Raw genomic sequence first — 11,924 nt, 5'->3', positions numbered from 1 at the left:
GGGGTGCGCGGGGGCAACGGTGCGTTGTGATGCCGGGCGCGGGCACGGCCTTTCAGGGGCGCGGGGAACTGCGCGACAAGCCACGACGAACCCGCAGCCGTCCGCAGAAAGAACCCGGCAGACGGGACGGACCCACGAGATACTGATGTGTCGACCGGCGGCGGGAGGCTGCCGGACACACAGGGCTCGGGGGGCCGAGAATCGTGGAGGACAGGGTGCGGGTGGTCATCGCCGAGGATTCGGTGCTGCTCAGAGAGGGGCTGACCCGGCTGTTGACCGACCGTGGGCACGAGGTCGTGGCGGGAGTGGGGGATGGAGACGCGCTGATCAAGACCATCACCGAGCTGGCGGCGCAGGGGGAGCTGCCGGACGTGGTGGTCGCGGACGTGCGGATGCCGCCGACGCATACGGATGAGGGTGTGCGGGCGGCCGTGCAGCTGAGGCGGGAGCATCCGGAGCTCGGCGTGCTCGTGCTGTCGCAGTACGTGGAGGAGCAGTACGCCACGGAGCTGCTCGCCGGTTCGAGCCACGGTGTCGGCTATCTGCTGAAGGACCGGGTGGCCGAAGTGCGTGAGTTCGTGGACGCGGTGGTGCGCGTGGCCCAGGGGGGTACGGCGCTGGACCCGGAGGTCGTCGCACAGCTGCTGGGGCGCAGCCGCAAGCAGGACGTCCTCGCGGGCCTCACCCCGAGGGAGCGGGAGGTCCTGGGGCTGATGGCCGAGGGGCGGACCAATTCGGCGATCGCACGGCAGCTCGTGGTGAGTGACGGTGCCGTGGAGAAGCACGTCAGCAATATCTTCCTGAAGCTCGGACTGTCCCCGAGTGACGGGGATCACCGGCGCGTCCTGGCGGTGCTGACCTATTTGAACTCGTGACGAGCTGACACTGTGTCAGATATGGGATGGCTTTGCCGCCACTGGGCGTTGAGTCGAGAACCGATGGACAAGCGCGGAGCGTCTTCACCGTGAGAACCGAGTAAATCGTGACAAGTCAGGGCGTCAGGCCGTCCCGTATGTGCGGCCGTCATGCGAATGGCCGAGGGAAGGTGACCCTTACCGACGTAGGGTTGCCCTTGGGACGGCCGGCGGGACGGCCACTCCCAGACAGCCGCCTCAAGGGAGGTCCATTTCAGTGACCAGCCAGGTCAGCAGCCCAGCGGAGCCGGCCGACGAGGCCGTCGTGGGAGAGCAGCGCAATCCGGCGGGCGCGAAGGGCGTCCGCCGGCTGGATCGAGTGATCATCCGTTTCGCGGGGGACTCGGGTGACGGCATGCAGCTCACCGGTGACCGCTTCACTTCCGAGACGGCTTCTTTCGGGAACGACCTGTCCACCCTGCCGAACTTCCCCGCCGAGATCCGCGCCCCCGCCGGCACCCTGCCCGGGGTTTCGAGCTTTCAGCTGCACTTCGCCGATCACGACATCCTCACCCCGGGCGACGCCCCCAACGTCCTGGTGGCCATGAACCCCGCCGCTCTGAAGGCGAACATCGGCGATGTGCCGCGGGGCGCGGAGGTCATCGTCAACACCGACGAGTTCACCAAACGGGCAATGCAGAAGGTCGGGTACAGCGCCAGTCCGCTGGAGGACGGCTCCCTCGACGGCTACCACCTCCACCCGGTGCCGCTGACCACGCTGACCGTGGAGGCACTGAAGGAGTTCGCCCTCAGCCGCAAAGAAGCCGAGCGCAGCAAGAACATGTTCGCGCTGGGTCTGCTGTCGTGGATGTACCACCGGCCCACCGAGGGCACCGAGAAGTTCCTGAAGTCCAAGTTCGCCAAGAAACCGGACATCGCGGCCGCCAACATCGCCGCCTTCCGCGCGGGCTGGAACTTCGGCGAGACCACCGAGGACTTCGCCGTCTCCTACGAGGTCGCGCCGGCCGCCACGGCGTTCCCGGTGGGGACCTACCGGAACATCTCCGGGAACCTGGCGCTGTCGTACGGGCTGATCGCCGCCTCACGCCAGGCCGACCTGCCCCTGTTCCTGGGCTCGTACCCCATCACCCCGGCCTCGGACATCCTGCACGAGCTCAGCAGACACAAGAACTTCGGCGTACGGACCTTCCAGGCCGAGGACGAGATCGCCGGCATCGGCGCCGCACTCGGCGCGGCCTTCGGCGGTTCGCTGGCGGTGACCACCACCTCCGGCCCCGGCGTGGCGCTGAAGTCCGAGACCATCGGACTCGCCGTCTCGCTGGAGCTGCCCCTGCTGGTCATCGACATCCAGCGCGGCGGACCGTCGACGGGTCTGCCGACCAAGACGGAGCAGGCCGACCTGCTGCAGGCGATGTACGGCCGCAACGGCGAGGCACCCGTGCCCGTCGTCTCCCCGCAGACCCCGGCCGACTGCTTCGACGCCGCCCTGGAGGCGACCCGGATCGCGCTGACGTACCGCACACCGGTGATGCTGCTGTCCGACGGCTACCTGGCCAACGGCTCCGAACCCTGGCGCATCCCCGAGCCGGACGAGCTGCCGGATCTGCGTGTCCGTTTCGCCCAGGGGCCCAACCACACCCTGGACGACGGCACCGAGGTCTTCTGGCCCTACAAGCGTGACCCGCAGACCCTCGCCCGCCCGTGGGCGATCCCGGGCACGCCCGGTCTGGAGCACCGTATCGGCGGCATCGAGAAACAGGACGGCACGGGCAACATCTCCTACGACCCGGCCAACCACGACTTCATGGTCCGCACCCGCCAGGCGAAGATCGACGGCATCGACGTCCCCGACGTCGAGGTCGACGACCCGCACGGCGCGAAGACCCTCGTCCTCGGCTGGGGATCGACCTACGGACCCATCACCGCCGCCGTACGACGCCTGCGCCGGGCCGGGGAACCCATCGCGCAGGCCCACCTGCGCCACCTCAACCCCTTCCCGCGGAACCTCGGGTCGGTGCTGCGGCGTTACGACAAGGTGGTGATCCCGGAGATGAACCTCGGTCAGCTCGCCACGCTCGTCCGGGCGAAGTACCTGGTGGACGCCCACTCGTACAACCAGGTGAACGGTATGCCGTTCAAGGCGGAGCAGCTCGCCACGGCTCTCAAGGAGGCCATCGATGGCTGAGACGTCCACGGAAGGCACGGGCACGATCGAGGCGCTCTCCCTCGTGCCCAAGGCCGAGGCCAGGCAGTCCATGAAGGACTTCAAGTCCGATCAGGAAGTGCGCTGGTGCCCCGGCTGCGGTGACTACGCCATCCTCGCCGCCGTCCAGGGCTTCATGCCGGAGCTGGGTCTGGCGAAGGAGAACATCGTCTTCGTCTCCGGCATCGGCTGCTCCTCCCGTTTCCCGTACTACATGAACACCTACGGGATGCACTCCATCCACGGCCGCGCCCCCGCCATCGCCACGGGGCTGGCGTCCTCGCGCCGTGACCTGAGCGTGTGGGTCGTCACCGGTGACGGTGACGCGCTCTCCATCGGCGGCAACCACCTCATCCACGCCCTGCGCCGCAACGTCAACCTCAAGATCCTGCTCTTCAACAACCGGATCTACGGCCTCACCAAGGGCCAGTACAGCCCGACCTCCGAAGTCGGCAAGATCACCAAGTCGACGCCGATGGGGTCCCTGGACGCGCCCTTCAACCCCGTCTCGCTGGCGATCGGCGCGGAGGCGTCCTTCGTGGCCCGCACCGTCGACTCCGACCGCAAGCACCTGACCGAGGTGCTGCGCCAGGCAGCCGCCCACCCCGGCACGGCGCTGGTGGAGATCTACCAGAACTGCAACATCTTCAACGACGGCGCCTTCGAGGCACTGAAGGACAAGCAGCAGGCCGAGGAGGCCGTGATCCGGCTGGAGCACGGACAGCCGATCCGCTTCGGCGCCGACGCGTCGAAGGGAGTGGTCCGCGACCAGGCCACCGGTGATCTGAAGGTGGTCACCGTGACACCGGAGAACGAGGCGCAGGTCCTGGTCCACGACGCGCACGCCACGTCACCGACCACCGCCTTCGCGCTGTCACGTCTGGCGGACCCGGACACGTTGCACCACACCCCGATCGGTGTGCTCCGGTCCGTGGCACGGCCCGTCTACGACGACCAGATGTCGGACCAGCTGGACGGCGCGATCGAGCAGAACGGCAAGGGGGACCTGGCGGCGCTGCTGGCCGGCGGGGACACCTGGACGGTCGTCGGCTGACGGCCGAGGACTCGTCTGCGAGGGCCTGGGGCGCGGTACGCCCTCAGGCCCTCCGTCCGTCATACGTCGGGGATGTCCCGCTTGGCGCGGATGAGGGTCTCGCGCGTGATGACGACGATGCGCTCGTAGTCGGCTCTGGCCGCGTCGGAGGGGAGGTGGGGATCGAGGGCGGCGGTGGCTTCGGTGCCGATGACGGCGAAGTTGCCGTCGGTGAGTTCGAAGAGGTCCGGGCAGGACTCTCCGGTCAGGCTCCCCCGTTGGCGGGGAGAGTCACCGAGTCGGCGGGTGATGCGGGCGGACGACAGCTCAATGCGCAACGGTGCGGTCCCCTCTCACTCGAGGCGGTGAAGCCCCGGGCTTGGGGGTGGCGCCCTATAACGACTGACGCACCCCCGGGGTCACGGTGACCCCGGAAAAATTCATGACCCGGCTCGTTCCTCCCCAACCCTGCCGACCCCCGTTACCGCTCCCGGCGGACGGCGTACCGAAGCAGGGTCAGGAGCGGCCCTCACCTGGGGGCTCGGGGGCATGCCCAGGCGCGTTCCCGGGCGTGGACGCGGGATCGGGCGCATGCTCGGGCAGGGACGCGGGATCGGGCGCGTGCTCGGGCAGGGACGCGGGATCGGGCGCGTGCTCGGGCGCGGGACCCACCACCCACCACTCGTCGGGATCCTCCGCCAGCTCTTCCATGATCGTGTCGACGGCTCTGCCGACCCGGGCCTCCAGGGACTCCTCGGGGAGGCTCCTGCGGTGCTCGACCGTGCGTTCCCAGTACTCCGCGAAGACCTCGTTGCGGGAGAGCATGCGCAGATGGCCGACCAGTTCGTTCCAGTCGACGTAGCCGATGCGGTGGGCCAGCAGGATCGTGCCGTACTCGCGATTGGCGAACATCAGCTGGCGGCGCTTGAGGTCGGAGATCCCGTTCAGGGTGGACAGGGCGGCGGCGAGCGAGGGGTCGTCGATCGCGCGGTCCAGTTGGTCCGTGACGAGGCGGTGCTGGCGGATCAGGTTCGCCCGGTGGATCTCCTCCACCATGTGCTCGATGCCCTCGGCGATGAACGTGAGCCTGGCGAGAAGTTCCAGGGTGAGGTCCTCCTGACGCCGGCGGCGGCCCGCACGCGCGGTGAACGGCGCCCGCACCAGACCGAGAGCCGACACCACCGCGGACCCGATCCGCCGCACAACCGGAGTCAGTGTGGCCATGTCAAGCTTCTCCCCGGACGGTAGCCGTACGCTCCGGCCGGTGGCATGGGCGGGCCGGCGCACGGTGGGCGAAACCACCCCTCCCACCAGCCTGCCCGGCGGTTCGATCGGGCGTGAGAGGCAAGAGGGGGGCGCACGGGTGGACACGGCTTGTACGCCGACCGGCGCCCTGACCCGCGTGTGCCCCACGGGCGCCGTTCAGTTACGCGCCTTCGCCGCGTCGTACGCCTCCCGCGCCTGCTGCACCTCCTCCATCCGGTCCCTCGTCCACAGGGCCAGGGAGCGGACCTGTTCCGCGGCCTCGCGGCCCAGGTCGGTCAGGGAGTAGTCCACCCTCGGCGGGATCACCGGCTTGGCGTCGCGGTGGACCAGACCGTCGCGTTCGAGGGTCTGGAGCGTCTGCGTCAGCATCTTCTCGCTGACCCTGCCGATCGCCCGGCGCAGTTCGCTGAAGCGGTACGGGCGGTCCAGGAGTTCGATCAGGACCAGGACGCCCCAGCGGCTGGTGACGTGTTCCAGGACGAGGCGGTACGGGCACATCTCCTCGCCGCCCGTGTCGTACTTGCCCACGGGGGCAGAGGCGGGGGCGGGAGCGTTCGTCGAGACGGTACTTACGGCCATGCCAGTACCTTACTTCAAAGTGGGTACTTTCGTAGAGTTAGCGCACGCCCTAGGGTTAGCGCAGAGCCACCCACCTAGGAGTTGTCTGATCATGAGCATCGTCGTCACCGGCGCCACCGGAAACCTGGGCCGTTTCGTCATCGAGGGCCTGCTGGAGAAGGTCCCGGCCGAGCAGATCACCGCCGTCGTGCGCAGCGAGGAGAAGGGCGCCGGGTTCGCGGCCCGCGGAGTGAAGCTCGCGATCGCCGACTACAACACTCCCGAGACCTTTGACGGCCTCTTCTCCGCCGGTGACAAGGTGCTCCTCATCTCCGGCAGCGAGGTCGGCAACGACCGCGTGGGCCAGCACAAGGTCGTCATCAACGCCGCCAAGGCCGCCGGGGTCGCGCTCCTCGCCTACACCAGCGCCCCGGGCGCCCTGAAGGCCGCCTTGGCCGACGACCACCGCGGTACCGAGGAGGCGCTCCTGGCGTCCGGTCTGCCGTACGTGCTGCTGCGCAACGGCTGGTACAACGAGAACTACACCGAGCAGCTCGCCCCGGTACTGGAGCACGGCGCCGTCGTCCAGGCCGCCGGCGAGGGCAAGGTCGCCTCCGCCGCGCGCGCCGACTACGCGGCCGCCGCCGTCGCCGTACTGACCGGTGAGGGCCACGAGAACAAGACGTACGAGCTGAGCGGCGACGTCGCGTGGAGCTTCGCCGAGTACGCGGCCGAGGTCGCCAAGCAGTCCGGCAAGGACATCGTCTACAACGCCGTGCCCGTCGACGTCTACACGGGCATCCTGACCGGCGTCGGGCTGCCCGAGCCGCTCGCGCAGATCCTGGCCGGCGTGGACGTGTCCGTGGAGAAGGGCGAACTGGCGGGCACCCCCGGCGACCTGTCCCGCCTGACCGGCCGGCCCACCACGCCGATCGCCGACTCGATCGCGGCGGCGCTCAAGGCCTGAGACCGGACCGACTCCCGGCGTCTCCTCCCCAGCCCTTCCCGGGAGCCCGCAAAGCCCCTCCCGGGCCCCCGCCACGTCCTCCCGGGACCCCGCCGTCATGACCGTATGGCGATACGGACATGACAGGCGGGGCGGTCGGCGCTACCTTCGAACGGGGCCGCGCCCATGCGGCCGTGCGAGGCCGACACGGCCGTGCGAAGAGGGAGGGCCATTGACCGGGCAGTCAAGGCGTGAGCATCGAACAGGCCTGGTGAACGGCTTCGCCGCGTACGGCATGTGGGGCATCGTCCCCCTCTTCTGGCCCCTGCTGAAGCCCGCGGGGGCGGCCGAGATCCTCGCCCACCGGATGGCCTGGTCCCTCGTCCTCGTCGGCGGCGCGCTGCTGGTGCTGCGGCGCTGGTCCTGGGCCGGTGAGCTGCTGCGGCAGCCGCGCAGACTGGCCCTCGTCACCGTGGCCGCGGCGGTCATCACCGTCAACTGGGGTGTCTACATCTGGGCCGTGAACGCGGGCCAGGTACTGGAGGCGTCCCTCGGGTACTTCATCAACCCGCTGGTGACCATCGCCCTCGGAGTGCTCCTGCTGAAGGAGCGGCTGCGGCCGGCGCAGTGGGCCGCGGTCGGCATCGGCTTCGCCGCCGTCCTCGTACTCACGATCGGCTATGGCCGGCCGCCGTGGATCTCCCTCTGCCTCGCCTTCTCCTTCGCCACGTACGGCCTGGTGAAGAAGAAGGTCAACCTCGGCGGTATCGAGTCGCTGGCCGCCGAGACCGCGATCCAGTTCCTGCCCGCGCTGGGTTATCTGCTGTGGCTGAGGACGCAAGGTGACTCCACCTTCGAGTCGGAGGGCCTGGGGCACGCCGCGCTGCTCGCGGCGACCGGGGTCGTCACCGCGCTGCCGCTGGTCTGCTTCGGCGCGGCCGCGATCCGGGTACCGCTGTCCACGCTGGGGCTGCTGCAGTACCTGGCGCCCGTGTTCCAGTTCCTGCTCGGCGTCCTGTACTTCAGCGAGGCCATGCCGCCCGAGCGCTGGGCGGGCTTCGCGCTGGTCTGGCTGGCGCTGTCGCTGCTGACCTGGGACGCGCTGCGCACCGCGCGCCGGGCGGCCCGCACGCTCAGGACCGAGCTCGGCGCGCCGGTCGCCGCCACCGCGAGCAACCCCGTACCCGATTCCGTACCCGGCCGCGCACCCGATCCTGTACCCGGCCGCGCACCCGATCCTGTACCCGGCCCCGCACCCGGTCCGGCGGACGCCAAGCCGTAGACCGCGGGAGGCCACGGGAGCCACGGGAGCCACGGGATGCCTCGGGAGGCCGGAATTCCGGTAACCGGACGCCCGTCGACCGGCCGCCCGGTATACGAACACCCCTGACCGAATAGCACTCTTGACGCTCAGTCAGTCACACCAGCACCATCCGAGGCACCCCATTCACTGTGGATTCACCGTGGGTCCGCCATGAACCCCGTGGCGGGTCAGGGAATCCCTACGGAATTCGGAGCCCCCCACTCATGAAGCTCTCCGTTCCCGGGCGTGCCACGGCGGCTGCCGTCGTCGCGGCCGTCACGCTGCTCACCACCGGGTCCATAGCCGGGGCGGCCCCCGCCCCCGAGCCGGCGGCGGCCGCCGCACCCGACCTGCCCGTCGCGAGCGTCAAGGCCCATCTCACGCAGTTCCAGTCCATCGCCACCGCCAACGGCGGCAACAGAGCGCACGGGCGCGCCGGCTACAAGGCGTCCCTCGACTACGTCAAGGCCAAACTGGACGCGGCCGGATTCACCACCAGCGTCCAGCAGTTCACGTCCGGTGGCGCCATCGGCTACAACCTGATCGCCGACTGGCCGGGCGGCGACACCAACCAGGTGATCATGGCGGGATCGCACCTGGACAGCGTCACCTCGGGCGCCGGCATCAACGACAACGGCTCGGGCTCGGCCGCCGTCCTGGAGGCGGCGCTCACGGTCGCGCGGACCAACTACCAGCCCACGAAGCACCTCCGGTTCGCCTGGTGGGGCGCGGAGGAGCGGGGCCTGGTCGGCTCGCGCTACTACGTCAACAACCTCTCCTCCGCGAACCGCGCCCGCATCAGCGGCTACCTGAACTTCGACATGATCGGCTCGCCGAACCCCGGCTACTTCGTGTACGACGACGACCCGGCGATCGAGAAGACGTTCAAGGACTACTTCGCGGGCATCGGCGTCGCCACGGAGATCGAGACCGAGGGCGACGGCCGCTCCGACCACGCCCCCTTCAAGAGCGCGGGCGTCCCGGTCGGTGGCCTGTTCACCGGCGCGAGCAACACGAAGTCCGCCGCGCAGGCGGCCAAGTGGGGCGGTACGGCCGGGCAGTCCTTCGACCGCTGCTACCACTCGTCGTGCGACACGACGTCCAACATCAACGAGACGGCGCTGGACCGGAACGGGGACGCGCTGGCGTACGCGGTGTGGGAGTTGTCCTCGTAGCTCCTGAGTGACGTGCGGCCCGGGGCCGGTCAGCGGTCTGTGCCGGTCAGCGGTCTGTGCCGGTCAGCGGTCTGTGCCGGTCTCCGTGCCGGTGGCCGGCTCCGGGGACGGGTTCGCCTCGGCACGGCGCGTCAGACGGCCCATACGGGTGCGTGCCGACTCGAGTTGCTCGATGTCGTCGGCCGCGGGGCCGGCCTCAGCCGTGAGGCCGGCCCACACGTCGATCAGGTCATGGCCCAGGCGCAGGCCCTCGTGCGGGTCACGTACGGCACGCCAGGCGGCGGCCGCGCTCTGGACGTCGCCGTACGCGGCCCGGTCGTCGTGCCGGCGGTGGCGGATCCGGGCGAGGTCCAGGGAGAGCTGGAAGGACCTGGGCATGTCGCCGGCCAGGTAGGCGATGTAGGCGGCCAGTTCGCGCAGCCACAGGACCTCCGGGTGGTCCGGGCCGAGAGTCGCGGACGCCTGGGTGGTGGTGAGTTCGGCCAGTTCGGCGGCCTCGTCGGTCCGGCCCGCCCGCACGGCCTCGTTGATCCGTCCGATGGGCTCGGCGAAGGGCGAGGGCTCGGCCCCCTCCGTGTCCGCGGTGCCCATCACGGCCTCGGCGATCTCGAACTCCGTGACAGGGGGCGGCTTGGGACCGGAGTCGTCGTCCTCGGCGGTGCTGAAGGGAGCGGAGGGTCGCTCCTGCGGGGGCGTGCGTGCCGGGGCCGGGGCCACTGCGGCCGGCACGGGCTCCCCCGTGTCGAACACCGCGCCCGCCGCGCGCTCCCCCACCCGCGTCGGCTGGTCCACCCGCACCGGCTCGTCCACGAAGCAGCTGGAGCCGTCCACGGAGATCTGGAGGGGCACGGCGTAGCCGATGCGCTCGTCGTGGACGGTGGCGAGGACGGAGTGGCCCGTCGCGAGGGCGATGCGGTGGAGGTAGTCGAGGACGGTGTTCTGGAGGGGCTCGTCGGGGTGGGCCACCACCGGCATGCCGCCCACCGACGCGCCGTCACCGGACGCCGGCACCCGCACGTCGATCGGGAGCATCCCGGATCCCGACTCCGGGTACTCCTCCGGTTCGAGTTCCCGCTTCTGTTCGCGGCTGAGTCGAGACACGGTTCCTCACTCGGGTCAGAAGAAGGGACATCGGGAAGAAGGGACATCGGAAGGACATGGGGCAGGCCACAGTCCCTCCCCGACGAGTCTCTCCGATCACCACCGCTCCACGCGTCACCACAGCGTCACAGGCTCGTCCCAGGAGCGGACAACCCGCTTCCGCCACCGGTCGTTCACCATGAAGATCGGTAACAGACGAGGGGAAGAGGGCGAGGAGCGGGCAATGCAGGGGCAGCGAGAACAGCAGGCGCTGAGCGGGCCGGAGATCTGGGTACGGGGTCCGGTCGCCGGGCCGGAGCAGCGGCAGCCGGAGCGGAACGCCCGACTGACCGCGAGTCCCCGGCGGTTCGCCTGGGTCGCCACGCACGGCGGCGCGGGCACCACCACCCTCGCGACCGTGTTCGGCGGCCATGACACCGGGCGGAACTGGCCCCGGCCCGAGCACGGCGAACCGGAGTCGATCCTTCTGGTCGCGCGGACGCATGCCACGGGGCTCACCGCCATCTCGCACACCCTCGACACCTTCCGGCGCGGCGACGCACCGCCCGGGCTCGACCTCAACGCCGTCGTGCTGGTCGCCGACGCGCCCGGTCGTCTGCCCCGCCAACTGGCCGAGCACGTCAAGCTGATCAGCTCCGTCATCGACGTCTACCACGTCCCCTGGATGCCGGCCTGGCGCATCGGCGACCTCACCGCCCCGCTCCCACGCGAGAGCGCGGACCTGGCCCGCCTCACCGGAACAGCCGCGGTCTGAGACAGCTCACGCGGTCGAACGCTTACGCCGTGATGTCCTTCGTCGTGAACCGTGCCCAGGCCGCCGATCCGAACACGGCCGCGTACAGGCACTGCAGGCCCAGGTTGCGTTGCAGGTCGTCCCAGTAGACCGGTTCCCGCATCAGGTCGGCGAACGACAGCCAGTAGTGCGAGAAGAAGTACGGCTGGAGGGCGTCGAGTTGCGGGATCTGGTCGAGGATCTGCACGGTGATCAGCAGGCCGACCGTCGTGGCCATCGCCGCGATGCCGCTGCTCGTCAGGGTCGACACGAACAGGCCGAGGGCGGCCACTCCGATCAGGGACGCGGCCACCACCAGGGCGATGAGCAGGGCCCGGCCCAGCCCTTCGGCGAAGCTGATGCGCGTGCCCGAGATGGTCGTCAGCTCGCCGAGGGGGAAGAGCAACGCACCCACCACGAGCGCCGACACCGCGACCACCAGTGTGGCGACGAGACAGAACGTCATCACCGTCGCGTACTTGGTGAGCAGCAGCCGACTGCGGCCCGCGGGTGCGACGAGCAGGTAGCGGAGCGTCCCGGCGTTGGCCTCGCCCGCGATGGCGTCCCCGGCGATCACTCCGATCGCCATCGGGAGGAAGAAGGGCAGGGTCGCGGCGAGCGCCGTGAACACCAGGAACAGACCGTTGTTGGTGATCTGGCTGACGAAGGCCGGGCCCCCGCCTCCCCCGCCG

12 protein-coding genes are annotated in these 11,924 nt (G+C 70.0%); 7 read left to right on the top strand and 5 right to left on the bottom strand.

Features of this window, described 5'->3' with window-relative positions; translation table 11 throughout:
- The first annotated feature begins 215 nt into the window (after positions 1-215).
- From FNH08_RS31250 to FNH08_RS31240, 3 genes are all read left to right on the top strand, one after another.
- Positions 216-875, top strand: a complete 660-nt coding sequence (locus tag FNH08_RS31250; protein ID WP_309505219.1) for a response regulator transcription factor — start codon at positions 216-218, stop codon at positions 873-875.
- A 256-nt stretch (positions 876-1,131) separates the two neighbouring features.
- Positions 1,132-3,060 carry a 2-oxoacid:acceptor oxidoreductase subunit alpha gene (locus FNH08_RS31245; RefSeq protein ID WP_322725819.1) on the top strand — a complete coding sequence of 643 codons (1,929 nt, stop codon included), beginning with the start codon at positions 1,132-1,134 and terminating at the stop codon, positions 3,058-3,060.
- Positions 3,053-4,132, top strand: a complete 1,080-nt coding sequence (locus FNH08_RS31240) for a 2-oxoacid:ferredoxin oxidoreductase subunit beta (protein ID WP_152774882.1) — start codon at positions 3,053-3,055, stop codon at positions 4,130-4,132. Before FNH08_RS31245 ends, FNH08_RS31240 begins: the two co-directional genes overlap by 8 nt.
- A 59-nt stretch (positions 4,133-4,191) precedes the next feature.
- Here the strand turns inward: FNH08_RS31240 and FNH08_RS31235 are convergent, their stop codons facing one another.
- The 3 genes from FNH08_RS31235 to FNH08_RS31225 all read right to left on the bottom strand — a co-directional run bounded on the left by FNH08_RS31235 (position 4,192) and on the right by FNH08_RS31225 (position 5,956).
- Positions 4,192-4,449, bottom strand: a complete 258-nt coding sequence (locus FNH08_RS31235) for a hypothetical protein (RefSeq protein ID WP_228034467.1) — start codon at positions 4,447-4,449, stop codon at positions 4,192-4,194.
- A 178-nt stretch (positions 4,450-4,627) separates the two neighbouring features.
- Entirely contained in the window at positions 4,628-5,335 is a 708-nt protein-coding gene (locus tag FNH08_RS31230; protein WP_194238674.1) for a DUF6082 family protein, read from the bottom strand.
- Between the two features lie 198 nt (positions 5,336-5,533).
- A complete protein-coding gene (locus FNH08_RS31225) occupies positions 5,534-5,956 on the bottom strand; it encodes a winged helix-turn-helix transcriptional regulator (RefSeq protein ID WP_407704489.1) in 423 nt (140 codons plus the stop codon).
- Between the two features lie 91 nt (positions 5,957-6,047).
- Between FNH08_RS31225 and FNH08_RS31220 the strand changes: the two genes are divergently transcribed.
- The 3 genes from FNH08_RS31220 to FNH08_RS31210 all read left to right on the top strand — a co-directional run bounded on the left by FNH08_RS31220 (position 6,048) and on the right by FNH08_RS31210 (position 9,359).
- Positions 6,048-6,902 (top strand): SDR family oxidoreductase, encoded by an 855-nt coding sequence (locus FNH08_RS31220; protein ID WP_152774881.1) that lies wholly within the window; start codon positions 6,048-6,050, stop codon positions 6,900-6,902.
- 211 nt (positions 6,903-7,113) lie between these two features.
- Positions 7,114-8,163: an EamA family transporter RarD gene (gene rarD / locus FNH08_RS31215; protein WP_152774880.1), complete on the top strand. Its 1,050-nt coding sequence runs from the start codon at positions 7,114-7,116 to the stop codon at positions 8,161-8,163.
- A gap of 245 nt (positions 8,164-8,408) precedes the next feature.
- Positions 8,409-9,359 (top strand): M28 family metallopeptidase, encoded by a 951-nt coding sequence (locus tag FNH08_RS31210; RefSeq protein ID WP_152774879.1) that lies wholly within the window; start codon positions 8,409-8,411, stop codon positions 9,357-9,359.
- Between the two features lie 63 nt (positions 9,360-9,422).
- Here the strand turns inward: FNH08_RS31210 and FNH08_RS31205 are convergent, their stop codons facing one another.
- Positions 9,423-10,460, bottom strand: a complete 1,038-nt coding sequence (locus tag FNH08_RS31205; protein ID WP_322725818.1) for a tetratricopeptide repeat protein — start codon at positions 10,458-10,460, stop codon at positions 9,423-9,425.
- A gap of 223 nt (positions 10,461-10,683) precedes the next feature.
- Here FNH08_RS31205 and FNH08_RS31200 point away from each other — a divergent pair, with 223 nt between their 5' ends.
- Positions 10,684-11,214 (top strand): DUF6668 family protein, encoded by a 531-nt coding sequence (locus tag FNH08_RS31200; protein ID WP_152774878.1) that lies wholly within the window; start codon positions 10,684-10,686, stop codon positions 11,212-11,214.
- A 22-nt stretch (positions 11,215-11,236) separates the two neighbouring features.
- Here FNH08_RS31200 and FNH08_RS31195 read toward each other — a convergent pair.
- A partial coding sequence (locus tag FNH08_RS31195; RefSeq protein ID WP_152774877.1) for an ABC transporter permease occupies positions 11,237-11,924 on the bottom strand: 688 nt, incomplete at its 5' end.

The sequence above is a fragment of the Streptomyces spongiae genome (genome assembly GCF_009377185.1).
In the GTDB taxonomy this organism is placed as follows: domain Bacteria; phylum Actinomycetota; class Actinomycetes; order Streptomycetales; family Streptomycetaceae; genus Streptomyces; species Streptomyces spongiae.
Note: the sequence above shows the minus strand (reverse complement) of the source record. Positions and strands in the feature narration are given on the sequence as shown.